Source organism: Bradyrhizobium sp. LA2.1, from assembly GCF_040547725.1.
In the GTDB taxonomy this organism is placed as follows: Bacteria; Pseudomonadota; Alphaproteobacteria; order Rhizobiales; family Xanthobacteraceae; genus Bradyrhizobium; species Bradyrhizobium barranii.
This window is the reverse complement of sequence record NZ_JBEPQI010000001.1, coordinates 271572-295099: the sequence shown is the minus strand read 5'-3', so window position 1 is coordinate 295099 and position 23528 is coordinate 271572. Positions and strand designations below refer to the sequence as shown.

Sequence of the window (23528 nt, the reverse complement as noted above, 5' to 3'; positions counted from 1 at the left end):
CATGGCGAAAGGCTCGACATTCACCCGGCATTGGGAGATTGCCTGGCGCGGCGGTCAGACGAAGTCGACCTCGCGGCTGGTTGCCGAGGAGACCGCGATTGCGCTCACCTATAACGGTTCGACCCAGGCGGTGATGATGGGCACGCCGGGAGATCTGGAGGATTTCGGTATCGGCTTCAGCCTCACCGAGGCCATCGTCGAACGTGCGAGCGAGATCAGCAGCATCGAGCTGATCCCGAACGATCTCGGCGTCGAGGTTCGGATGTGGCTCGATGGTGACCGCGCGGCATCCCTGGCTGCACGGCGCCGAACCATCAGCGGCCCCGTTGGCTGCGGGCTATGCGGCATCGAGAGCCTCGAACAGGCTCGCCGCGCGCCGGCGCGGGTGAAGGGCCGGGGCATCGTTTTTCACGCGCGCGACTTGCTGGGCGCCATGCAGGCTCTTTCTCCGCACCAAATCCTGAATCAGCAAACGCGGGCCGTCCACGCGGCGGCCTTCTGGCATCCGCGGGCCGGCATCGGCCTGGTCAGAGAGGACGTCGGCCGGCACAATGCGCTCGACAAGCTCGCCGGCGCGATCGTACGCGAGGGGAGATCGGCGTGCGATGGCGCGGTGCTGCTGACGAGCCGCGTTTCGGTCGAGATGGTGCAGAAAGCGGCGATGCTTGGCGCACCGGTCATCGTGGCCGTATCCGCACCCACCGCACTCGCGATCAAGACCGCGGATGAAGCGGGGATCACGCTGCTCGCGATCGCGCGCGATGACGGATACGGCGTATTCACGCACCCGCGTCGCGTTCTGCTGCCGGATGAGGCCGCAACGCACGCCGGCTGCTGACCTCGCGGGCCGACGCACATGGCGATGCAAGCCGTATCTCCGGAACCGGTCGCCGAGACCGGAAGCGTCGTCCAAGCGCCGGAGCGATCGGTTCTCGTGGCGTCTCTTCTGAGCATGACGGGCGGTTTTCTCGACGCCTTTACATGGCTCTCGCTCGGCGGCGTGTTTGCAAGCTCGCAAACCGGCAATGTCGTCTTCCTCGGCATCGACGCCATGTCCGGGCAATGGCGGCAGGCAACCCATCATCTTCTTCCCCTTGCCGCCTTTCTGCTCGGCGCATCGCTGGCAATCCGCCTCAAGTCGCCGCTGCTCTGCCTCGCCGGAGAGATCGTCTGCCTGGTCGCGGTGATGCTGTTGTATCATTGGATTCCGGACATGATCACGATCCTCGGAATCTCCTTCGGCGCCGCACTGCAGTCGGCCAGCTTCAGGCAGGTCGAGCGCTGGAAATATCTCTCCGTCACCGTCACCGGCAACATGCTCCGTGCCCTCGATCAATCAGTTGCGTCCGATCGCGATGCGGCGCGCGGCACCGCAGTCATGCTTCTGGTCTGCCTGATGTTCCTGTCGGGGGCCGCCATCGGGGCCTGCGTGACGAAATGGCTGCACGCCTGGAGCCTTGTCCTGCCGATCGCATCGTCGGTGTGCGTTCTTTGGCTCTGCCGGCCGCAACTGCGAAGCTGAACCGTCGATCCAAGTCTCGTGATTTCGCTCGTTGACGGTGCGGAGCGCGCACCATGCCATTCGGCAAAAGGACGTTCATTCACGGAAGCATGCGCCTCATGCGGTGCATACACTTTCTAACAGCGCCGAGATGGCCTTTCGACGTCAACTGCCAAGAGGCACGGATGAACAACCTTCGCAAAGAGACGGACAGCCTGGGTGAAGTGGACGTTGCCGCGGATAAGCTCTGGGGGGCGCAGACGCAGCGTTCGCTCGAGCATTTCAGCATCGGCAAGGACCTGATGCCGCGCGAAATGATCCAGTCCTACGCGATCCTGAAGAAGGCGGCCGCGAACGCCAATTGCGCCGGCGGCCGTCTCGACGGCAAGGTCCACAAGCTGATCGCGCATGTCTGCGACGAGATCCTCTCCGGCCAGCATCAGGACATGTTTCCGCTTCACGTCTGGATGACCGGCAGCGGAACGCAATTCAACATGAACGTGAACGAGGTGATCTCGAACCGATGCTGCCAGCTTGCGGGCACGCCGCTCGGGAGCAAGCACCCGGTTCATCCGAACGATCACGTCAATATGTCGCAATCGTCAAACGACAGCTTTCCCTCGGCCATGTACATCGCAGCCGCGATGAACGTGACGGAGCGCCTCGTCCCGGCGGTTGAGGCGTTGCACGACGCAATCGCGGAAAAATCGAGCCAGTGGGACGACGTCGTCAAGATCGGCAGAACCCACATGCAGGACGCGACCCCCCTGACGCTTGGGCAGGAATGGTCCGGCTATGCCGGCATGCTCGCCGACGATCTGGCCCGCATCGACGACGCGCTCAAGGGCGTCTTCCGGCTCGCCCTGGGCGGCACGGCCGTCGGCACCGGCATCAATGCCGCGCCGGGCTTCGCCGAGGCCGTCGCCGCGGAAATCGCGCGGCTGACGGGGCTGCCCTTCGTCAGCGCACCGAACAAGTTTGCCGTCCAAGGTGCGCATGACGCGCTGGTGCAGCTATCTGGCACGCTCCGCACGCTCGCGGGGTCGCTCTACAAGATCGCGAACGACATCCGTCTGATGTCCTGCGGCCCGCGCGCGGGCTTCGCCGAATTGCTGATCCCCGAGAACGAGCCGGGCTCGTCGATCATGCCGGGCAAGGTCAACCCGACGCAGGCCGAAGCACTGACGATGATCGCCGTGCAGGTGATGGCGAACGACGTCGCCGTCGGGTTCGGCGGAGCCGGCGGCTATCTGGAAATTAACGTCTACAAGCCGCTGATCATCCACAACATCGCGCAGTCCGTCACCATCCTGACCGATGGTTGCACCAATTTCCGCACCTTCCTCGTCGAGGGTACCGAGCCGAACCACAGGAAGATCAAGGAGTATGTCGAGAGGTCGCTGATGCTCGTGACTGCGCTGGCGCCTGTGATCGGCTACGACAAGGCGTCGCGGATCGCGCACTATGCGATGGACAACGATCTCACGCTGAAGTCGGCGGCGCTCAAGCTCGGTTTCGTGACCGAGCCGGAGTTCGACCGCATCGTGGATCCCGCCAAGATGGTCAAGCCCTATGTGGCGGAGATCAAGGTGCCGCTCGCAATCGGCGCGAAGGCCGGCTGAAGGGACGGCGGCAATGATCCGGTGCGTCAGACTCTGGACGGGTGCGGATGGCAAGTCGCACTTCGAGGATGGCGTCGTCGAGCTCGCGCGCGGGGCGAGGGGCGATGCGCTCAGCGCAAAGCTTCGGATCGATGCCGCCTCGTTCCACGAAACGGAGTCAGATCCGAAACTCGGCTGGCATCCGGACGCGGCACGCCAGCTCGTCATGTCCTTGAGCGGGACGCTACGGTTCGAAACGGCGGACGGAAGCTTCACGCTGCGCCCGGGCGATGTCCTGTTCACGGAAGACACGAGCGGGACGGGCCACAATTGGACCATGACGGATGAGACGCCATGGCGGCGCATCTACACGGTTCTCGAGCCGGACGCCGAGGTGCCGTTCCGGTCCGAACGACGCCGCGCAGGCGGCGCAACCACAATGCAAGGAGAGACACGATGATCCGCTGTGTGCGCCTTTGGACCGGAGAGGACAACAACTCGCATTTCGAGGAAGGCTTCCTCGAGCTGGAGTCGGGACAGCGCGGCGACTTCCTGACCGGAAAGATCGATGCCGCCAGCGTCTCCTTTCAGGAAACGGAATCGGGCGGTGCGTTCGCCTGGCACACCGCGCCGATCCGGCAGCTGGTGATCACGCTCAGCGGAACGCTCGATTTCCAGACGCGTGACGGCCACCACTTCCTGCTCCACCCCGGCAACATCCTGCTGGCGGAGGACACCGCCGGCTCGGGGCATAGCTGGAAATTGACCGACGATTCATCCTGGCGCCGTGCCTACGTGATCCTGCGCCCGGGAGCGGACGTGCCGTTCCGCGCCAAGGTGCGGCAATCGATGCGGGCCTGATCGAGCCATCCAAAGCAGCAACACCCGACGAAAGAAAAAGCCATGTCAGCAGCTTCCGACCGCGAAACCGATGTTGTCCTTATTGGCGCCGGCATCATGAGCGCGACCCTCGGCGTCTTTCTCAAGGAGCTCGAGCCCTCTCTGTCGATCCAGATGTGCGAAATTCTCGGGGATTGCGCGCAAGAAAGCTCCGACTCCTGGAACAATGCCGGGACCGGCCACGCGGCGAACTGCGAGATGAACTATACGCCGCAGCGGCCCGACGGCAGCATCGACATCTCCAAGGCGCTCCAGGTCAACGTGGAGTTCGATCTGTCCCGGCAGTTCTGGTCCTACCTGATCGGTCGCGGAGCGATCGCGGATCCGCAAGCGTTCATCCATCCGGTGCCGCATATGAGCTTCGTGCACGGCGCGGAGAACGTCGAATTTCTCCGGAAACGGTTCAAGGCGATGTCGGCCCATCATTGCTATGAGGGGATGGAGCATACCGAGGATCCCAGGCAGATTGCCGAATGGGCGCCGCTGGTGATGGACGGACGGAGTGGCGACGAGCCGGTTGCCGCAACGCGGATCGTCACCGGCACCGACGTCGACTACGGCTCGTTGACGCATCTGCTGGTCAAGCATCTGGTCAGCCAGCCGGGCTGTGCGGTCCACTACAACAGCTGCGTCACCGGTCTTGACCGGGAGCAGGGCGGCCGGTGGCGCGTCGAAGTGCGGGACACCGCGAGCGGCGAGACGCGGTCGGTGCGCGCAAAATTCGTCTTCATCGGTGCCGGCGGCGGCGCGCTGCCGCTGCTGGAGAAATCCGGCATCCCGGAGGGGCGCGGCTATGGCGGTTTCCCGGTCAGCGGGATCTGGCTGCGCTGTGACGATCCCGAGATCAACAAGCGTCACCATGCCAAGGTCTACGGCAAGGCCGCGGTCGGCTCGCCGCCGATGTCGGTGCCGCATCTCGATACGCGGGTGATTGGCGGCCAGCACTCGTTGTTGTTCGGTCCCTATGCCGGCTTCTCGAGCAAGTTCCTCAAGCACGGCTCGCTGCTGGATCTCTTCGAGTCCATTCGTCCCGCCAACGTCAAGCCGCTGCTTTCGGTGGCGCGCGACAATTTCGATCTCACCGAATACCTGGTCGGGCAGGTGCTGCAATCCGAGGGACACCGGCTCGCGGCGCTCGACGAATATTTCCCGAAGGCCGACCCGAAGGACTGGAGGTTGCAGGTCGCGGGCCAGCGCGTCCAGATCATCAAGCCCAATGTCAAGCGTGGTGGGTTGCTCGAGTTCGGGACCGAGCTCGTCGGCGCGGACGACCATTCGCTGGTGGCCCTGCTCGGCGCTTCACCGGGAGCTTCCACTGCCGCGTTCATCGCCATCAGCGTGCTCGAGAAGTGCTTCGCCGGCGAGCTGACGGCAAGCGCCTGGTTGCCCAAGCTGAAGCAGATCATCCCGTCCTATGGCGTGTCGCTGATCGACGATGCGGATTTCTGTCGCCAGATTCGTGCCGCGACCGCCGCGGTCCTCAAGGTCGACAACATTCGGCAGCCGGCCGCACGCGCGCCGGCTGCCGCGAAGCGGGCGTGAACCAACGGAGAATGTTCGATGGACCCGACGGCGCTCCTTCTGTCGCGGCTGCAATTCGCCTTCACCATCTCGTTTCACATCATCTTCCCGGCGTTCACGATCGGGCTTGCCGCCTGGCTCACCGTGCTCGAAGCGATGCACCAGTACAGTGGCAAGCCCGTCTACCGGACCCTGTTCGCGTTCTGGCTGAAGATCTTCGGCGTGGCGTTTGGCATGGGCGTCGTATCGGGCGTGGTGATGGCGTTTCAGTTTGGAACGAACTGGAGCGTGCTCTCGAAGATGTCGGGCCCGATCCAGGGCCCGCTGCTCTCCTACGAGACCTTCACCGCCTTCATGCTGGAAGCGGCCTTTTTCGGCATCCTCATCTTCGGTCGCCCCCGGGTGCCGCCGTGGTTCTACCTGTTCTCGACGGCGATGGTCGCGCTCGGGACGACGCTTTCGGCGTTCTGGATCATGGTCAACAACAGCTGGATGCAGGTGCCGACCGGCTACGTCCTGCAGAACGACCAGTTCGTGCCTGATGACTGGACGCAGATCATCTTCAATCGCGTGGTCTGGGTCCGGTTTCCGCATATGCTGCTCGCGTCCTACCTGACCGGCGCGTTCTGCGTGGCGGCAACCGGCGCGTGGTATCTGCTGCGGCGGACCTATCGCCCCGAAGCTCATGTCATGCTGCGGATGGGCCTTGCGCTTGCGGCGGTGCTGCTGCCAGTCCAGCTCTTCATCGGGCATCTCGTCGGCGACTATGTCCACGATTACCAGCCGGCCAAGTTCGCCGCGATCGAGGCGCGCTGGCATGACGAGCAGCCAGCCTCCGAGGTGCTGATCGCGATCCCGGATTCGAGCACCGAATCCAACAGATACGCGATATCGATTCCCGTGCTCGGGAGCATCATCGGTAGCATGAGTCTGACGTCGAAAGAGGTCGGCCTCACCAGCTTCGCGCCGCAGGACCGGCCGCCGGTGCTGATCCCGTTCTTTGCCTTCCGCATCATGGTCGGCTGCGGCTTCGTGATGCTGGGGCTGGCCTGGCTCGGGACCTGGCTCGGCCTCAAGCATCGGCTCGATCGGAACCGCCTCTTGCTGTGGGGCATCTTCCTCAGCTTCCCACTGCCGTGGGTCGCGATCCTCACCGGCTGGTACACCGCGGAAGTGGGGCGCCAGCCATGGACGGTCTATGGCGTGTTGCGGACAGCAGACGCCGTGACGCCGTTCCTGACCGCGTCGGCTGCGATGACTTCCTTGATCCTGTTCGTCGCGGTCTACGCCTTCATCTTCTCGTTCGGGACCTATTACATCTATCGGCTGCTGCGTGCCGGCCCGGCGGGACTCGGCGGCAAGCCGCTCCACGTTCCCGTGCCCAATCGGCCGATGTCGCTCGCCGATCAGGTGTCGGGCGCACGCAGCTATCTCGGGGCGGGAGAATAACCATGGTGATGTACTGGGTTGCCCTTCTTGCCATCAGCATCCTGATCTATCTCCTTCTCGACGGTTTCGATCTCGGCGTCGGCATGCTGTTCGGGGCGGCCGGCGGCGAGTCGCAACGGGATGCCATGCTGAGCACGGTCGCTCCGGTCTGGGACGGCAATGAAACCTGGCTGATCGTCACGGGCGTGATCATGTGGGGCTCGTTTCCCGTGGTCTACGCCATGGTGATGTCGGCCTTCTATATCCCTGTTCTCGTGATGCTGCTCGGATTGATCCTGCGCGGCGTGGCGTTCGAGTTTCGCGGCAAGGCGCTCAGTTCGCGCTGGGTCTGGGACGTCAGCTTCGTCGTGGGCTCGTTTGCCGCCAGCTTCATGCAGGGCGCGATGGTCGGCGCTCTCGTCGAAGGACTCCAGTTCTCCAACGGCGATTATACCGGCGGAACGCTCGGCTGGCTGACCGCTTTTTCCGCCCTGTGCGGGATCGGGCTCTGCTTCGGCTATTCGCTGCTCGGCGCCTGCTGGCTGGTGCGGAAGTGCGAAGGTCCCGTTCGGGATGCCGCACGGCGCCAGATCCCGCCGCTGGCGATCGGCGTCCTGGTCTTCCTGGTCGTCGTCTTTGCGTATGCGCTTGTCGAACATCTTCCGATTCTACAACGCTGGACCGACCGGCCCTATCTGTTCGTGTTTCCCGTGATCGGCGCCGGTGCGGCCGCGATGCTGGCCAAGAGCATCCTGCGCCATGACGACTATTGGCCGTTCCATATGGTCGCCCTGATCTTCGTCGCGGCCTTCGCCACGCTGGCCCTGTCGTTCTGGCCCTACATGATTCCGTTCGTCGTCACGATCGACGAGGCCGCGGCGCCCCATGCAAGTCTCGCATTCATGTTCTGGGGCGCCGGCCTGTTCGTATTCCCGCTGATGCTGCTCTATGTGGCGATCGGCTATCGCGTCTTCCGCGGCAAGTCGGCCCCTGCTGCCGATCACTACTGACGGCTGCGCGCTCGAAGTTGCCGTGAGCTGTCACGGATAAAAGAAAGGCGCCGGTTTCGGCGCCTTTCTCGTTCAGAACTATTGCGAGGCTGGTTCAGGATTTGGGCATGACGCCGGGGCTGTTGTCCGGCCATTGGGCGATCAGCTTCTCGTCGATGTTGAAGTGCTGGGCGACCAGTTTGGGTGGCGTGTGCGTCAGCCAGTAGGAGAGCGACACTTCCTCGTAGCGAGGGGCCCGAAACACGCCGACGAACTGCAGCTCGGTGTCGCCGACGTTCTCGACATAGTGGCCGAGATTGCGCCGGACATAGCCGATGTCGCCGGCCCCGAAGTCCGTCGTCAGCGCATTGGGGCCGGTGTCGAACACCGTCATCCGCGCCTTGCCCTTGATATAGTACTGCCACTCGTCGGCATTCGGATGCCAGTGCATCTCCCTGACAGCGCCCGGCGGCATCGACACCAGCGCCGCAGCGACGGTGGTGGCAACCTTGAAGGTGGTGCTGTCGGCGACGCGGATGCTGCCGGCGGAGCTCTCCTTGACCGGGGCCGAGCCGCCGAGCGAGTGGACGAAGGGGTAGGGCGGCGCTTCGGCGTGCTTCGCAACGGCTGCGCGATCGGCGGCGAGATCGCCGGGCACAGTCCCCTGGAATATCCAGCGGTTGTGCAGCGGGATCTTTGCGAACGCGTCGGCCGGAACACCGAAGTTCTTCGCCAGCACCTCGGGCGGCGTGTGGGCGAACCAGTCGGTCACCAGGAGCGTGTTGAATTCATTGGCGTGGCCGTCGTCGAAACAGATCACGAACTCGCAACCATCGGGGCCCAAGCCCTGCAGCGAATGCGGCGCGCCCGGCGGAAAATACCAGAGGTCGCCGACTTTGAGGTCGCCGACATAAGGGCGCCCCTGCGTGTCGAGCACGGTGACGCGGCAGGAGCCGTAGGTCAGGATCGCCCATTCGGCAGCCTGGTGCCAATGCAGCTCGCGGATTCCGCCGGCAGCCAGCCGCATATTGACGCCGGAGATCTCCTTCGAGATGGCGAAATCCTCGACCGTGACCTGACGGGCCCAGCCACCATTCTGGATACGCCTCGGCGCATTGTTGAATGAGGCCCAATCCGCCGGCAGGCCACCGACGTCCGTCGGGGGCGGGGTTTGGGCAGAGGGGAAGTGCTTGGCAAGGTCCGGATCTTGGGGACCGGGATCGGACAGGCTTCCGGGGCTCTTGGCGTTCACGGCGCCTTGCGGCGGCTCGTCCGGATTGCCGAAAGTTGCGGCCTGCGCGCTGGAGCCGACCATGGTGGCGCCTGCCGCGGACATGGCCAGCAAATCACGTCTTGAGAACATCTTGGGTCGCTCCTGAAAAATGTCGAAAGCCCTCCGTAGCGACGGGGCTCCAACTCACAAACCTAGTTTCCGGTCGCCGTTTCAGCTTCCGTGAACGCGCTCTTTTTGCCGGAATGCACTGGCTGCTGCGCCCGGCTCCGAACATGTGCAATTGCGAAATTCGGCTTCGTTTTGAAAAGACGGCTCTGCCCGCACGATCCTTAACTGGCCCGGAGAATTGCCATATCGCGAGATATCGAGATGACAACGAAATCGGTTCGTCCCTACCGTGAACCCGCCGGCGGCTGGGGCGCACTCAAGGCGCTCAGCGAGGCGCTTCTGGTGCAGCGGGCGCCGCTGAAGGGTGCGGCGACGCTCAGCAGGATGAATCAGCCGGAGGGCTTTGATTGCCCCGGCTGCGCCTGGCCCGATCCGAAGCACACCTCGTCATTCGAATTTTGCGAGAACGGCGGCAAGGCGGTCGCCTGGGAGACGACATCGAAGCGCTGCACGCCCGAATTCTTTGCCGAGCATACCGTCACGGAGCTCGCGAGCTGGAACGATTACGATCTCGAAATGGTCGGTCGGCTCGCCCATCCGATGGGCTATGACGCCGCATCCGATCGCTATCTCCCGGTGCAGTGGAGCGATGCGTTCGCCATGATCGGCCGCGAGCTGAATGCGCTGCCGGATCCGAACATGGCGGAGTTCTATACGTCCGGGCGAACCTCGAACGAAGCCGCCTTCCTCTATCAGCTGTTCGTGCGCGAGTACGGCACCAACAACTTTCCCGACTGCTCGAACATGTGCCACGAGGCGACCAGCGTCGGCCTGCCGGAATCGCTCGGCGTCGGCAAGGGCACCGTGCTGCTGGAGGATTTCGACAAGGCCGATTGCATCTTCATCTTCGGCCAGAATCCGGGCACCAACAGCCCGCGGATGATGACCAGCCTGCGCAACGCGGCCCGCCGAGGGGCCTCGATCATCTCGTTCAATCCGTTCCGCGAGCGCGCGCTGGAGCGCTTCCAGGCGCCGCAGAGCCCGGTTGAGATGATCACGCTGTCGTCGACGACGATCAGCTCGAAGCTTTTCCAGGTGCGTGTCGGTGGCGACGTCGCCGTCCTCAAGGGGATCATGAAGATCCTCGTCGAAACGGACGAGGCTGCCCGTGCGGCCGAGCAGCCGGAGATACTGGATTGGGATTTCATTCGCGGGCACACCGCCGGCATCGAAGCGCTGATCGGCGATCTCAAGCGAACGCAATGGCCCGACATCGAACGCCAGTCCGGCCTGACGCGCGAGGACCTGGAATATGCCGCCGGCGCCTATATGAAGGCGGAGCGCGCCATCCTTGTCTACGGCATGGGCATTACCCAGCACCAGCGTGGTGCGCACAACGTGCAGCAGATCGCCAATCTTGCGCTCTTGCGCGGCAATGTGGGACGCGATGGCGCCGGCGTTTGTCCGGTTCGCGGTCATTCCAACGTGCAGGGCGACCGAACCGTGGGGATCACCGAGATCCCCAAGGCGGATTTCCTCGAGCGCCTCGAGCACCGCTTCGGCTTCAAGCCGCCGAGCGCGCCGGGACACAACGTCGTGACGGCGTTGGAGGCAATGATCCGCGGAGAGGTGAAGGTCTTTTTCGCGATGGGCGGCAACTTTGCCGCGGCCATACCTGACTGGCAGGCGACGCAGGCCGCGCTGCGCAAGCTCGATCTGACCGTCCACGTCTCCACGAAGCTCAACCGCAGCCATCTGATCCATGGCCGCGCCGCCCTGATCCTGCCGTGCCTCGGGCGAACCGAGATCGACATTCAGGAATCGGGGCCGCAGTCGATCACGGTCGAGGATTCGATGTCGATGGTCCACGCCTCGGGCGGTCGCAACAAGCCGGCATCGGAGCATCTTCTCAGCGAGGTCGCGATCATCGCAGGCCTCGCCAAGGCGACGCTCGGCGAGCGCACGGTGGTCGATTGGGACGGCTTTGTGGGCGACTACGATCGCATCCGGGATGCGATCGAGGCCGTCTTCCCGATCTTCGAGAGCTACAATGCCCGTATCCGCATTCCCGGCGGCTTCCATCTGACCTCGACCGCGCGGGAGCGCATCTGGGCAACGCCGTCCGGCAAGGCCAATTTCCTGGTGTTTGAGGGGTGCGGCGAGGACCCGCCGCAGGCCGATCCGGATTTCCTGTGGCTCAGCACGATACGCAGCCACGACCAGTACAACACGACGCTCTACTCGCTGTCGGATCGCTATCGCGGCGTCTTCGGCCAGCGCGACGTGGTTTTCCTCAACGAATATGAACTGAAGAAGCGCGGGCTCGCGGACGGCGATCGCGTCGACCTGATCACGGAGTCGACCGATGGCGCCGAGCGGATCGTGCGCAACTTTCGCGTGGTTGCGTACTCGTTTCCGACCGGCTGCTGTGCCGCGTACTATCCGGAGACCAATCCGCTGGTGCCGCTCTATGCCCGCGATCCCCTCAGCTTCACGCCGTCATTCAAAGGGATCCCGATCCGCCTGGTGCGCTCGACCGCCCCGGCGCAATAGAGCGGGCGGGGTCAGGCGTCGGCGTCCCGACCGGATGGCGGCGATGACGCCGGCGTCGCGATCGGCACCGTAAACCAGAACCGGGCGCCGCGATCGGCGCCAAGTCCTTCGGCGCCAAGTCCTCCGGCGCCAAGGCCTTCGGCGCCAAGTCCTTCGGCGCTAAGGCCTTCGGCGTCGATCCGGCCGCCATGCGCTTCGACGATGGACCGGCAGATCGGCAGTCCCATGCCCATGCCGGACTCCTTGGTCGTGAAAAAGCTTTCGAACAGCCGGCCGGCATGTTCGGCGGAGATGCCGGGACCGTTGTCCTCCACGGAGCAGCACAGGGTCGTCGCGTCCTGCGCGGCGGTGGTGATGACGATCCTGCCATGGTCGCGTCCCGCCTGCGTCATCGCCTGCACGGCGTTGATGGCCAGATTGACGATCACCTGCTGGAGCTGGGTGCGGTCGCCGAGCACGAGTGCAGATTCCGCGTCGGGCCGGTGCAGGATCGTTACGCCGCGGGATTCCATCTCGTGGCGCAGGAACAGAAGCGCCTCGCGAATGACATCGTCAAGCGACAGAACGGCGCGCTCCGGCGCCTTGCGCGAAGCCATCCCGTGAACACGCGCCACGATGTCCGCGGCCCGCCTCGTATCCGTGGCCATATTTTCGATTGTACTGCGGACCTCGGCCATGTCGGGAATCGGCCTGTTCAGCCAGCGCAGACCGGCAGCGGCGTTGGTCGCGATGGCGGCCAAAGGCTGGTTGACTTCGTGCGCGATGGAGGCGGTGAGCTCGCCGAGCATCGAGACGCGTGCCGCATGCGCGAACTCCGCCTGCACCTGCCGAAGCCTCTCCTGGGCGCGGACGCGTTGCGAGATGTCGATCGTGGCGACCAGGCTTATTTCGAGATCATTGATTGGGCCGACGCGGGCCGTTGTGAAGAGAACGTCGACGACGCGGCCGTCCCACGTCACCATCTTGGTTTCTTCCTCGAAGTTCGTTTCACCGCGAAAGCGGGACTCCATGGCCCGCCGAAACGTATCCGGGCGTGCCTTCCAGGTGTCGGACATGGAACGCCCGACATAGCCGTCGACGCCTCCTCCGAACATCTGGATGGCCCGTTCGTTGGCTTCCTGAAACGAGAGCGCGTCCATGCAGGTCCGGAGAAAGTCGGGATGGCTGTCGAAATAGCTGCCGAGGTCCTTGATGCCCTCGGCCCGCAGTTTTCGGAACAACACCACCAGTCTGCTGGCGTCGAGCTGACGGAGGGCGATCGGCATGCGGCCGAACAGGTGGCGGTAGCGCTGCTCGCTCCGCTCCAGCTCGGTGTGGTCCTTCTTCTGGGCGGTGATATCCATGACCGCGCCGATGAACCGAAATTGTCCGCGATCTTCTGACGTTCCACGGGCGACCACGCGAATGTGCCTGATCGAGCCATTGTTCAGGATCAGCCGATGTTCCAGGGAAAAGTCGTTCCTGTCGTTCGCGGCGCGATCGAGCGCCTCGCGTACGGCATTGAGATCGTCGGGATGCGTACGCTTCAGGATGGTGTCGAGCGACGGCGGCAAGGTCGGCTCGAGATCGAAGATCCTGAACGTCTCTTCGGACCAGAACAGCTCGCCGCTGGCGACGTTCCAGACAAAGCTGCCGGTGTGGCTGAGCTTCTGGGCCTCGGCGAGATAGGCGACCTGACGCCGCCGCAAGACGTCCTCTCGCTCGAGCCGGTGCTGCCGCCTGACCAAGCCGGCGATCGCAAGCAACGACAACACGAGAATGACGGCCAGCAGGGCGAGGGCGCTGGTGGTGAGGTCGATCCCGAGCAGGAAGCAAGTGAATGACAACACGCCGAGCGCGACGCCTCCCAGGACCCAAAGGGCGGGATGGGCGTAGCGCGAATGGTCGGGCCACGATGCGCGACAGACCATCCCCGTGTGACGGACCGTCGCGGGTTCCTTGCCTTCGTGAGCGAGTCCGGACTGGGCCAGCAGATTGAAGAGGTCCAAGAGATACTCGCCGGGCATGAGACCAATTCCCGAGCCCGGATGTCCGGACGCGGGATGCAAGCGATGTACCGCAGCGTGGAAAACCGGTCTTTTGCTTTTTCGCGGACCCTTTGTCAAAACGCACGGCGGCACCATGCGAGCCTGCGCCCAGATCCGGGATGTTGCCGCGGGAAGGATTCCGCGACCTTAGGCCAACGCCGCGGTGGGCCTCGTCACGCCGAAACGCCTTTCGAACTCGGCGACATCGACGACGCCGCGCCGATGGGTCCCGTCACCGATCTTGCGGCCGCCGTCCCAGGCCTCGACTTCGAACAGGACGCTCCTGGCTTCGACGGCGACGACCCGTGCGACCGCGCGCACGGTGCGGCCGACCGGCGTCGCCGCCAGATGACGGACGTTGACCATCATCCCGACGCTGACATAGCCGGTCGGCAGGGACGGCTGGATCGCCGATCCCGCCGCCATCTCCATGTGCAGGATCATCATCGGCGTGCCGTAGACTTCAGGCATTCCCGGCACCACGTGGCCGACCGTCATCTCGGCCGTGACGGTCACCAGCTTTTCCGCCGTCATGCCGACGCTCACCTGATCAAGCGGACTCATGGCCCAATCCCGCATCTGCTTCGCTCGTGGAGGGGGCGGGTGTCTCGACCGCATGCGGCTTGCGGTTGGTGAACCAATTGCCGAGCCGGTCGAGATAGAGATAGACCACGGGCGTGGTGTAGAGCGTCAGGATCTGCGAGAGCATCAAGCCGCCGACGATCGTGTAGCCGAGCGGCTGGCGCAGTTCGGCGCCGGTGCCGTTGCCGAGCATCAGAGGCACACCGCCGAGCAGCGCGGCCATGGTCGTCATCAGGATCGGGCGAAAGCGGAGCGTGCAGGCCTGGTAGATCGCTTCCTCAGGACTCAGCCCTTGATTGCGCTCCACCTCGAGGGCGAAGTCGACCAGCATGATGCCATTCTTCTTGACGATGCCGATCAGCAGGATGATGCCGATGATGGCGATGACGCTGAGATCCATGTGGACTGCCAGCAGCAACAGCAGCGCGCCGATGCCGGCGGAAGGCAGCGTCGACAGGATCGTGATCGGATGGATCAGGCTCTCATAGAGGACGCCGAGGATGATGTAGATCACGATCAGCGCCGCCCCGATCAGCAACGGTGTGCCGGACAGCGAAGACTGGAAGGCTTGCGCGTTGCCCTGGAACGAGGTCGACAGCGAGGCGGGCTTGCCGGTGTCCTTCTCGATCTTCTGGATCGCCGTCACCGCATCGCCCAGCGCTACGCCGGGCCGCAGGTTGAACGAGATCGTCACCGAGGGAAACAGGCCCTGGTGATTGATCAGAATCGGCGCCGGCATGATGACGCTGTGGACCAGCGTGCTCAGAGGGACCTGTTGGCCGGTGGCCGAGTTCAGGTAGATATCCTTGAGCGCGTCAGGCCCATACTGGAAGGCTGGATCGACCTCCATGACCACGTGGTATTGGTTCAGCGAGGTGAACATGGTGGAGACGATGCGCTGACCGAAGGCGTCGTCGAGGGTGTTGTCGATCGTCGTGGGCAGGATGCCGAAGCTCGAGGCGACTTCGCGATTGACGGTGACCTGCAGCCTCGGGCCGGCATTGGCCTGGTCGCTCGCGACGTCGGCGACGACGTCGAGCGCGCGGATCTTCTCCAGGAAGATCGCCGACCAGTGGTTGAGTTCGTTGGAATCGGCGTCCGTCAGCGTGTACTGATACTGCGTCTTCGACAGGCGCGCGCCGATCGTGATGTCCTGGGCCGACTGCATGTAAAGCTTGATGCCCTGGATATGGGCGAGCTGGGGTTCCAGCCGCGCGATCACCTGGTCGGCGCTGGCCTTGCGTTCGGGCTTCGGCTTCAGGACGATGAAGATGCGCCCCTGGTTGAGGGTCGCGGTCGGGCCGCCCGGACCGATATAGCTCGCCACCGACTGGATCGCCGGATCCTTTGACAGGATGTCGACGACCGCCTGCTGGCGTTCGGACATGGCGGGGAAGGAGATGTCCTGGGCAGCCTCGGTGATGCCGACGATCTGTCCGGTATCCTGTTGCGGGAAGAAGCCTTTCGGGATGATCACATAGAGATAGCCGGTCAGCGCGATCGTCGAGAGCATCACGAGCAGCGTCACGAAACGATGGCGCAGCACGATTCGCAGGCCGCGCGCGTACAGCGCAAGCAGGCCATCGAAGCCGCGCTCGAACAGGAGATAGAGCCGGCCGTGCTTCCTGCGCGATTCGTCCTTCAGGAGGCGCGCGCACATCATCGGCGTCAAGGTGAGCGAGATCACCAGCGACAGCAGCAGCGAGGCGGTGATCGTGACGGCGAACTCCTGGAACAGCTTTCCGACGTAGCCGCCCATCAGGAACAGCGGGATGAACACCGCGATCAGCGACAGGGTGATGGAGACGATCGTGAAGCCGATTTCGCTGGAGCCTTTGAGCGCAGCCTCCATGGGCGTCATGCCCTGCTCGAGATGGCGCACGATGTTCTCGATGACCACCACGGCGTCGTCGACCACGAATCCCACCGCGATCGACAGCGCCATCAGCGAGAGGTTGTCGAGACTGTAGCCGAGTACGTAGAGGACCGCGAAGGTGCCGATCAGCGCCAGCGGAACCGTGATCGCCGGGATGATGGTGGCCCAGAAATTCCTCAGGAACAGGAATATGACCATCACCACCAAGGCAACGGTCAACAGCAGCGTGAATTGCACATCGGTAACCGCGGCGCGAATCGTGGCGGTGCGGTCGGCGGCGATCGTCACCTTGATCGCCGGCGGAACGGAGGCCTGCAGCTGCGGCAGCAGTTTCTTGATGCGATCGACGGTTTCGATGACGTTGGCGCCGGGGACGCGCTGGACGGCGAGGATGACGGCGGGGTCCTTGCCGTACCAGCCGGCCAGCAGATCGTTTTCGGGCCCCTCGATTGCCGAGCCGATGTCGCGCAGCCGCACCGGCGAGCCGTTGCGATAGGCGATGATGAGGGCTTCATAGGCGGAGGGCTTCAGCAACTGGTCGTTGGTATTGAGCGTATAAGTGACGCGCGGGCTGTTGAGCGTGCCCTTGGGCAGGTCGACATTGGCGCCGGCAATCACGGTGCGGACGTCTTCGAGGCCGATGCCGCGGGCGGCAAGCGCCTGCGGATTGACGCGGATGCGGATGGCGGGCTTCTGCTGGCCGCCGATCCCGACGAGGCCCACGCCCGGCACCTGGGAAATCTTGGGCAGCAGGATGTTTTCCGCGTAGGCATCGACCGTGGTCTGCGGCATCGACTCTGACGTCAGCGCGATCAGCATGATCGGCGTTTCCGCCGGATTCACCTTCCTGATCGTCGGCGGGTAGGGGATGTTCTGCGGCAGGTACGGGCTCGCGGCATTGATCGCGGAGAGCACGTCGACCGCCGCGCTGTCCACCGTGCGCGACAGCTCGAACTGCACCGTGAGCTGGGCGACGCCGAGCGCGCTGGACGAGGTGAGCTGCGTGACGCCGGGGATCTGGCTGAGCTGCTGTTCGAGCGGCGTGGCGACCGACGAGGCGATGGTTCCGGGGTCGGCGCCGGGCAGTTGGGCCGAGATCTGGATCGTCGGGTAATTGACGTTCGGCAGCGCGCCGACCGGCAACAGGGGATAGGCCGCGAGGCCGCACAGCAGCAGGCCCGCCATCAGCAGAGCGGTTGCAATCGGCCGCAGGATGAAGGGCGCGGACAGGTTCATGGGAGCGCGTCCTGCACCGAGCTTTGCAGGTCGGCTTCGCGCGCGGCCTTGCCGTGCAGTTCCCGAACCTGGCTTCCTTCCGTCAGCCGATACTGACCGTCGACGACGACGGTATCGCCTGATTTCAGTCCCTGGTCGATCAGGGCCTGCCCCTCGCTGATCTGCGCGACGTGAACAGGACGCAAGGAAGCGGTCTGGTTGGGAGCGACGACATAGACATAGCTGCCGTTCGGGCCCTGCTGGACTGCGGAGCCGGCGACCGTCAGCGCATCCTTCTGAATCTTCAGCAGCAGCCGGGCATTCACCAGCTGTCCCGGCCACAGCCGGTGCTCGTGATTGGCGAATGTGGCCTTGAGCTGGACGGTGCCGGTCGTCCCTGCGATCTCGTTGTTGACGAGCAGCAGAGTGCCTTCGCCGAGCTTAATCTTGTTGTCCTGGCTGTAGGCGATGACCTTCAACTGGCCTTTTGCTTCGTGTTCCTGGATCACGGGCAGATCCGTCTGCGGAAGGGTGAACAGCAGCGAAATCGGCTCGATCTGGGTGACGACGACGAGACCGTTCGGGTCGGTCGGATGAATCACGTTGCCGACATCGATCTGGCGGACGCCGGTGATGCCGGGAATGGCCGATGTCAGGCGCGTGTAGCTGAGCTGGACGTTGGCCTCGTCGATCTGCGCCTGGTCCGCTTTCACGGCGGCCTTGAGTTGGGCCACCTGCGCGGTCTGCGTCTCGATCAGCTGCGGGGTCGCATAACCCTTGTCACCGAGTTTACTGTAGCGGGAGAGATTGGCTTCGGCATTGGTGAGTTGGGCCTGATCTCGGTCGCGATTGGCCGTCAATTGCTCGATCTGGGCCTCGTAGGGACGCGGGTCGATCTGGGCGAGCAGATCTCCGGCCTTGACGGTCTGTCCCTCGGTGAAGGCGATCTTGACGATCTGTCCCTGAATCTGGCTGCGCACGACATCGGTGTTGTAGGCGATCACGGTTCCGATGCCGCGCAGATAGATCGGAACGTCCTTGCCGGTGACGGCGGCGGTGACCACCGGTACGGCCGCGGGCACTGGCGCGGCGGCGACGACCGGCTTCCGGTCCATGGCGAAGAACCAGAGGCCGGCTCCGACGAGGATCGCGGCGAGAGCGACAAGCGCGATGGCGAGATTTCGTTTCATGAGATCGTCCTGGATGTCAGGGATTGCTTGAGCCGCTGATCGAAGTCGTGCTGTCCGTTGCGGCAGGGCCTTGCACCGGGACGGACGGACTGATTCCGGCGCCGCCGAGCTCGGTGGCTCCGAGCGGTATCCCGACGCGTCCGACCGTCGATGCTGAAGGCAGCGGAGGCGCCGCCGTGATGCTGCCGTTGCAGGTGACGGATGAGCCCCCGGACAGTCCGCCGCCGTCGAACAAGGCTCCGGACGAGGCGGTATTGCCGGATCCGGCACAACCCGCCGTGCTTTGCGCCGGATTGAGCGGCGAAATGCCGGGCGTCGCGATCTCGGTCGATCCCAGCGGAACGCCGACGGGCCGCGTGGATTGCGGATTGAGCGGCGACGTCGCCAGCATGCCGGTGGAAGGCTGCATTCCCGGCATGGTCGTTTGAGCGATCGTCGCAGCCGGGACGAGCCACAGCATGCCGGCCGTGAGCGCCATAGCTGGCTGTATCAGGGTGAACCGGCGCGAGCTGGATCTTCCCTCGCCGACGCCGTTCGATGAGTGCTGCTCTCGCATGGAAAATGCTCCGGCTGAATGCTGTCGAGCACTAGAGAGGTGCGGAACGGTGGGGTATTTCCAGAACGCACGTCCCGCTACCCGGCAGCACGACGACAACGGGCATTCGACGCATCGTAAGTGGGCCGTCTTCGTTCGGCCGCGTCGCCGAGTTGCCTCGCCGATGACAGCGCCGCTGGCCGGCTTTGGCTTCGGCTCGCTTTCGCTATTTCAGAATGGCCCGCACGTGCGCGAGTTCCCGGCTGCATGTGCCTGTGTCGCCGTTTTGTTCGGCGGTACGCGCGCGATCAAGCGAATCCAGCGCGTCCGTGAAAACCGCTCCGCGGCCGCCTTCGGCCTCTGCAATCGAGCGAGGCGTCGGTTGATGACTGCGCAGCGCGCTGAGGCTTTCCCGCTGCCAGCCGTGGGCGCCAGCGTCTTTTTCGATGGCCTGATCCAGCTGGATCTGGGTTTGCGCGATGTCATCCTTACAAGTGCCTGCACGCGCGGGCGAAGCTGCGCACAACAGGATGAGAAGCGCGATCTGGAGATTTGCTGTGGATGTCATGTGTCCGATCCCATGCATGGAGTTCAATCAGCATCAGATGCGACCTCTTGAATGACAAAGTCGATCGTTCGTCTTTCGCGTATGAACGCCGGCCGTTCACAGTAATGAGAGGTCTGTACGCCTGACATATGCGCTGCGCTTTGAAGTGCGCGCCCTAGCTAGGCAGTGTCCCGAGGATGCGCGAGGAGCCGCTGTCTCGATCGGCATGTCCCGACGTGCGAAGTGGCAAGGGCCGTTGTTTGCCGAAATACGCGGGCAAGCGTCGACACTACTGTCGCACCATTCCAACCCGGAGTGATCCCGACATGAAACACCTCAACGCTGGCCTCGCCTTCGCTGCCACTCTCTCCCTGTTCGCGACCGTCGCCCCGGCGCGCGCTGAACCCCCGAAGAACATCGTCCTGGTGCACGGCGCCTGGGTCGATGCGTCCGGCTGGAAGCCGGTCTACGAGATCCTGGTCAAGGAAGGCTTCCGCGTCAGCATGCTGCAGGAGCCCGAGACGTCGTTTGGCGATGATGTCACGGCGGCGAAGCGGCTGCTCGATCTCCAGAATGGTCCGACGCTTCTGGTCGGCCACAGCTATGGCGGCTCGATCATCACCGAGGCGGGTGTTCATCCCAATGTCGTCGGCCTGGTCTACGTCGCTGCGCATGCGCCCGACGTCGGAGAGGACGAAGCGGCGCTGGGCAAGAAGACGCCGAGCGTACTTGGAAAGACCGAAGGCGCCATCAAGGTCACGCCCGACAAATTCACCTATCTCGATCCCGTGCAATTCCCCAAGCTGTTCGCGCCCGATCTGCCGCGCGAGCAGGCGGAGTTCGAATCACGCTCCCAGGTTCTGGCCGCGACGCAGGTGTTCAGCACGCCGCTGACGGCGGCTGCGTGGAAGACCAAGCCGAGCTGGGGCATCGTTGCCGGCAACGACCAGATCATCAATCCGGATCTCGAGCGCTGGTATTACGAGCGCGCCAAGAGCCACACCACCGTGATCCCGGGTGCAAGCCACTCGGTCTACGAGTCGCATCCGAAGGAAGTGGCGGAGATTATCACCCGTGCCGCTCGCAGCATCGATCAACCGGCCACCCGCTGACGCGTTTTGCCGGCCCTGACGCACGGCCGGCAGAAGGAAGGACGGCGGGAGAGACAGCACTCCCGCCGGCCCGACTGCCCCTCCGGAGAATTCCATGAGCATGATCGAGACGACCGGCACGATCCTGGACTGGGACGTGACGACGGTGAAGCGGGCTGGACTGAGCCGCGATCTGCCGTCCGGCAATCCTGACCTGATGTGGGTCGCGAATTCGTCGACTTTGATCTACGGCGAGCGGGATGCCATCCTCGTCGACACGTTCCTCACCGCCGGGCAGTCGAAGACGTTGCTGGATTGGGTCGTGTCGCGGGAGCGAAATCTGACCACGATCTACGTCACGCATGGCCACGGTGATCATTTTTTCGGTCTCGCGCCGCTGCTCGATCGCTTTCCGCGGGCACGGGCCGTGGCCGTTCCCGAGGTTGTCGACGAGATGAAGACGCAGCTTTCGCCGGCATCGCTCGACGGTTTCTGGCGCAAGCGCTTTCCGGGCGAGATCGCGCAGAGCCTGGTCGCTGCAGAGCCTCTCGAAGGCGAGCTCACGCTCGAGGAACACAAGCTCGTCGTCATCGACATGGGACGAACCGATACGGCGCGTTCCACCGCCCTTCATGTCCCGTCTCTCGATCTGATCGTCGCCGGCGACACCGTGTACAACGGCATTCATCCTTATCTCGCCGAAACCGACACGCAGAGCCGGCTCGAATGGATCGCCGCGCTCGATCGGCTCGAAGCGTTGAAGCCGCGCTTCGTGGTGGCCGGACACAAGAAGCCGGAGAACGATGACGATCCGCGCAACATCGCGGAGACCCGGCAATATCTGCTCGATTTCAACCGCCTCGACCAGGCGACGATTTCTCCGCGCGAGCTCTACGAGGCGATGCTCGCGCTTCATCCCGACCGTGCCAATCCGGGATCGCTCTGGAGCGGAGCCAACGCCGCAAAGGAGCCAAGGTCATGACGAGCTGGCAGAACAACCGCGCCGCGCGCGATGCCCGCATTTCGGCCGGTGCCGAACTTGCCCACGGCAAGGTCGTGGAAGCGTCCGACGCAACGCGCCTGCTGGAGGCCGTAGTCCGGCCGGGCGACCGGGTTTGCCTCGAAGGCGACAACCAGAAGCAGGCGGATCTCTTGAGCCGCGCGCTGCTGGCGGTCGATCTATCCAAGGTCAACGATCTGCACATGGTGCAGTCGGGCGTCGTTCTGCCCGAACATCTGGACCTGTTCGACCGCGGGGTCGCGAAGCGGCTGGACTATGCCTATTCCGGGCCGCAATCGGCGCGCATCGCGCGCATGCTGTTCGGCCGCAAGATCGAGCTGGGAGCAATTCACACCTATCTCGAACTATTCGCGCGCTACTTCATCGATCTCACCCCGCACGTCGCCCTGATCGCCGCCGTCAGCGCCGACCGTGACGGCAACCTCTACACCGGCCCGAACACCGAGGACACGCCCACCGTGGTGGAGGCAACGGCGTTCAAGGACGGCGTCGTGATCGCCCAGGTCAACGAGATCGTCGAGACGGTTCCGCGGGTCGATATCCCGGCGGACCGCGTCCATTTCGTCGTCAAGTCCGACAAGCCGTTCTTCGTCGAGCCACTGTTCACGCGCGATCCGGCGGCGATCACCGAGGGGCAGATCCTGACCGCGATGCTCGCGATCAAGGGCATCTACGCGCCCTATGGCGTGCAGCGGATCAATCACGGGATCGGCTTCAGCACGGCCGCGATCGAGCTCCTGCTGCCGACGTTCGGCGAGAGGCTGGGCCTGAAGGGCAGGATCGCAACCCATTTCGCCTTGAATCCGCATCCCGCGCTCATTCCCGCGATCGAGTCCGGTTGGGTTCGGCAGATCCACTCATTCGGCTCGGAGGTCGGCATGGACGACTACATCCGGGCCCGATCCGACGTCTATTTCACCGGTCCCGACGGCTCGCTGCGTTCCAACCGCGCGTTTTGCCAGACCGCCGGGCTCTATGCCTGCGACATGTTCATCGGCTCCACGCTGCAGATCGATCTCCAGGGAAATTCCTCGACCATCACCACCTCGCGCATCGCCGGGTTCGGCGGCGCGCCGAACATGGGCGCGGATGCGCGCGGGCGCAGGCATCCGAGCGAGCCCTGGCTGAAGGCCGGCGCGGAGGCCGATCCCGACAGCCCGGCGCCGTTGCGCCGGGGCCGCAAGCTGGTGGTGCAGATTGGCGAGACCTTCGGCGACAAGAACGTCCCGTTGTTCGTCGAGAAGCTCGATGCGATCGAGCTCGCCGAGAAGCTGAACCTCGAGCTCGCGCCGGTGATGATCTACGGCGACGACGTCACGCACATCGTCACCGAGGAGGGCGTGGCGAACCTCCTGTTGTGCCGTTCGGCGCAAGAGCGCGAGCAGGCGATCCGCGGCGTCGCCGGATACACCGATGTCGGTCGCGGGCGGGATCGCAGCATGGTCGCGCAGCTGCGCGAGCGCGGCGTGATCCGGCGGCCGGAAGATATCGGCATCAATCCGCTCGATGCGGATCGCAACATGCTGGCGGCGCGCTCGATCAAGGATCTCGTGCGCTGGTCGGGCGGGCTCTACGCGCCGCCGTCGAAATTCAGGAACTGGTGAGGACA

General features: G+C 64.2%; 19 protein-coding genes. 13 read left to right on the top strand and 6 right to left on the bottom strand.

What is annotated here, in order from left to right:
* Position 1 precedes the first annotated feature (1 nt).
* The 8 genes from fdhD (at position 2) to cydB (ending at position 7961) form a co-directional block, all read left to right on the top strand.
* Positions 2-838 carry a formate dehydrogenase accessory sulfurtransferase FdhD gene (gene fdhD / locus ABIB95_RS01270; RefSeq protein WP_247308970.1) on the top strand — a complete coding sequence of 279 codons (837 nt, stop codon included), beginning with the start codon at positions 2-4 and terminating at the stop codon, positions 836-838.
* An 18-nt stretch (positions 839-856) separates the two neighbouring features.
* A complete protein-coding gene (locus ABIB95_RS01265; protein ID WP_354237632.1) occupies positions 857-1522 on the top strand; it encodes a YoaK family protein in 666 nt (221 codons plus the stop codon).
* A 164-nt stretch (positions 1523-1686) separates the two neighbouring features.
* Entirely contained in the window at positions 1687-3123 is a 1437-nt protein-coding gene (gene fumC, locus ABIB95_RS01260; RefSeq protein WP_354237631.1) for a class II fumarate hydratase, read from the top strand.
* A 13-nt stretch (positions 3124-3136) separates the two neighbouring features.
* Positions 3137-3562 carry a cupin domain-containing protein gene (locus ABIB95_RS01255; protein ID WP_354237630.1) on the top strand — a complete coding sequence of 142 codons (426 nt, stop codon included), beginning with the start codon at positions 3137-3139 and terminating at the stop codon, positions 3560-3562.
* Entirely contained in the window at positions 3559-3963 is a 405-nt protein-coding gene (locus tag ABIB95_RS01250) for a cupin domain-containing protein (RefSeq protein WP_354237629.1), read from the top strand. The genes ABIB95_RS01255 and ABIB95_RS01250 overlap by 4 nt, the downstream gene beginning before the upstream one ends.
* 42 nt (positions 3964-4005) lie before the next feature.
* Positions 4006-5544 (top strand): malate dehydrogenase (quinone), encoded by a 1539-nt coding sequence (mqo, locus tag ABIB95_RS01245; protein ID WP_354237628.1) that lies wholly within the window; start codon positions 4006-4008, stop codon positions 5542-5544.
* 18 nt (positions 5545-5562) lie between these two features.
* Positions 5563-6972 carry a cytochrome ubiquinol oxidase subunit I gene (locus ABIB95_RS01240; RefSeq protein ID WP_354237627.1) on the top strand — a complete coding sequence of 470 codons (1410 nt, stop codon included), beginning with the start codon at positions 5563-5565 and terminating at the stop codon, positions 6970-6972.
* A gap of 2 nt (positions 6973-6974) precedes the next feature.
* Entirely contained in the window at positions 6975-7961 is a 987-nt protein-coding gene (gene cydB / locus ABIB95_RS01235) for a cytochrome d ubiquinol oxidase subunit II (RefSeq protein WP_354117197.1), read from the top strand.
* 94 nt (positions 7962-8055) lie between these two features.
* Here cydB and ABIB95_RS01230 read toward each other — a convergent pair whose 3' ends face one another.
* Positions 8056-9303: an oxalate decarboxylase family bicupin gene (locus ABIB95_RS01230; RefSeq protein WP_354237626.1), complete on the bottom strand. Its 1248-nt coding sequence runs from the start codon at positions 9301-9303 to the stop codon at positions 8056-8058.
* Between the two features lie 240 nt (positions 9304-9543).
* On the opposite strand from ABIB95_RS01230, the gene ABIB95_RS01225 reads away from it, so the two are divergent.
* Complete coding sequence (locus ABIB95_RS01225; RefSeq protein WP_354237625.1) at positions 9544-11835, top strand: FdhF/YdeP family oxidoreductase; 2292 nt, start codon at positions 9544-9546, stop codon at positions 11833-11835.
* Between the two features lie 11 nt (positions 11836-11846).
* Here the strand turns inward: ABIB95_RS01225 and ABIB95_RS01220 are convergent, their stop codons facing one another.
* From ABIB95_RS01220 to ABIB95_RS01205, 4 genes are all read right to left on the bottom strand, one after another.
* Positions 11847-13841, bottom strand: coding sequence for a PAS domain-containing sensor histidine kinase (locus ABIB95_RS01220; protein ID WP_354237624.1), 1995 nt, complete (start codon positions 13839-13841; stop codon positions 11847-11849).
* A 168-nt stretch (positions 13842-14009) separates the two neighbouring features.
* Entirely contained in the window at positions 14010-14426 is a 417-nt protein-coding gene (locus ABIB95_RS01215) for a thioesterase family protein (protein WP_085401751.1), read from the bottom strand.
* Positions 14413-17556, bottom strand: a complete 3144-nt coding sequence (locus ABIB95_RS01210; protein WP_354237623.1) for an efflux RND transporter permease subunit — start codon at positions 17554-17556, stop codon at positions 14413-14415. Before ABIB95_RS01210 ends, ABIB95_RS01215 begins: the two co-directional genes overlap by 14 nt.
* Entirely contained in the window at positions 17553-18725 is a 1173-nt protein-coding gene (locus ABIB95_RS01205) for an efflux RND transporter periplasmic adaptor subunit (RefSeq protein WP_354237622.1), read from the bottom strand. The genes ABIB95_RS01210 and ABIB95_RS01205 overlap by 4 nt, the downstream gene beginning before the upstream one ends.
* Positions 18726-18748: 23 nt before the next feature.
* Here ABIB95_RS01205 and ABIB95_RS01200 point away from each other — a divergent pair, with 23 nt between their 5' ends.
* A complete protein-coding gene (locus ABIB95_RS01200) occupies positions 18749-19153 on the top strand; it encodes a hypothetical protein (protein ID WP_354237621.1) in 405 nt (134 codons plus the stop codon).
* A 333-nt stretch (positions 19154-19486) separates the two neighbouring features.
* Here ABIB95_RS01200 and ABIB95_RS01195 read toward each other — a convergent pair whose 3' ends face one another.
* On the bottom strand, positions 19487-19828 hold the full coding sequence (locus tag ABIB95_RS01195) for a hypothetical protein (protein ID WP_063984279.1): 342 nt from the start codon (positions 19826-19828) through the stop codon (positions 19487-19489).
* A 305-nt stretch (positions 19829-20133) separates the two neighbouring features.
* Here ABIB95_RS01195 and ABIB95_RS01190 point away from each other — a divergent pair, with 305 nt between their 5' ends.
* The 3 genes from ABIB95_RS01190 (at position 20134) to mdcA (ending at position 23523) form a co-directional block, all read left to right on the top strand.
* Positions 20134-20919 (top strand): alpha/beta hydrolase, encoded by a 786-nt coding sequence (locus ABIB95_RS01190; protein ID WP_063984278.1) that lies wholly within the window; start codon positions 20134-20136, stop codon positions 20917-20919.
* Positions 20920-21013: 94 nt separating this feature from the next.
* Complete coding sequence (locus ABIB95_RS01185; RefSeq protein WP_354237620.1) at positions 21014-21880, top strand: MBL fold metallo-hydrolase; 867 nt, start codon at positions 21014-21016, stop codon at positions 21878-21880.
* Positions 21877-23523, top strand: coding sequence for a malonate decarboxylase subunit alpha (mdcA, locus tag ABIB95_RS01180; protein ID WP_354237619.1), 1647 nt, complete (start codon positions 21877-21879; stop codon positions 23521-23523). The genes ABIB95_RS01185 and mdcA overlap by 4 nt, the downstream gene beginning before the upstream one ends.
* Positions 23524-23528 lie beyond the last annotated feature (5 nt).

Bases quoted from the DNA above. Each gene is read 5' to 3' on its own strand.
- ABIB95_RS01265 (WP_354237632.1), top strand. From the start codon at position 857: ATGGCGATGCAAGCCGTATCTCCGGAACCGGTCGCCGAGACCGGAAGC.
- ABIB95_RS01215 (WP_085401751.1), bottom strand. From the start codon at position 14,426: ATGAGTCCGCTTGATCAGGTGAGCGTCGGCATGACGGCGGAAAAGCTG.
- mqo (WP_354237628.1), top strand. From the start codon at position 4,006: ATGTCAGCAGCTTCCGACCGCGAAACCGATGTTGTCCTTATTGGCGCC.
- ABIB95_RS01195 (WP_063984279.1), bottom strand. From the start codon at position 19,828: ATGACATCCACAGCAAATCTCCAGATCGCGCTTCTCATCCTGTTGTGC.
- fdhD (WP_247308970.1), top strand. From the start codon at position 2: ATGGCGAAAGGCTCGACATTCACCCGGCATTGGGAGATTGCCTGGCGC.
- ABIB95_RS01225 (WP_354237625.1), top strand. From the start codon at position 9,544: ATGACAACGAAATCGGTTCGTCCCTACCGTGAACCCGCCGGCGGCTGG.
- cydB (WP_354117197.1), top strand. From the start codon at position 6,975: ATGGTGATGTACTGGGTTGCCCTTCTTGCCATCAGCATCCTGATCTAT.
- ABIB95_RS01210 (WP_354237623.1), bottom strand. From the start codon at position 17,556: ATGAACCTGTCCGCGCCCTTCATCCTGCGGCCGATTGCAACCGCTCTG.
- ABIB95_RS01230 (WP_354237626.1), bottom strand. From the start codon at position 9,303: ATGTTCTCAAGACGTGATTTGCTGGCCATGTCCGCGGCAGGCGCCACC.
- fumC (WP_354237631.1), top strand. From the start codon at position 1,687: ATGAACAACCTTCGCAAAGAGACGGACAGCCTGGGTGAAGTGGACGTT.
- ABIB95_RS01255 (WP_354237630.1), top strand. From the start codon at position 3,137: ATGATCCGGTGCGTCAGACTCTGGACGGGTGCGGATGGCAAGTCGCAC.
- mdcA (WP_354237619.1), top strand. From the start codon at position 21,877: ATGACGAGCTGGCAGAACAACCGCGCCGCGCGCGATGCCCGCATTTCG.
- ABIB95_RS01190 (WP_063984278.1), top strand. From the start codon at position 20,134: ATGAAACACCTCAACGCTGGCCTCGCCTTCGCTGCCACTCTCTCCCTG.
- ABIB95_RS01205 (WP_354237622.1), bottom strand. From the start codon at position 18,725: ATGAAACGAAATCTCGCCATCGCGCTTGTCGCTCTCGCCGCGATCCTC.
- ABIB95_RS01240 (WP_354237627.1), top strand. From the start codon at position 5,563: ATGGACCCGACGGCGCTCCTTCTGTCGCGGCTGCAATTCGCCTTCACC.
- ABIB95_RS01250 (WP_354237629.1), top strand. From the start codon at position 3,559: ATGATCCGCTGTGTGCGCCTTTGGACCGGAGAGGACAACAACTCGCAT.
- ABIB95_RS01220 (WP_354237624.1), bottom strand. From the start codon at position 13,841: ATGCCCGGCGAGTATCTCTTGGACCTCTTCAATCTGCTGGCCCAGTCC.
- ABIB95_RS01185 (WP_354237620.1), top strand. From the start codon at position 21,014: ATGAGCATGATCGAGACGACCGGCACGATCCTGGACTGGGACGTGACG.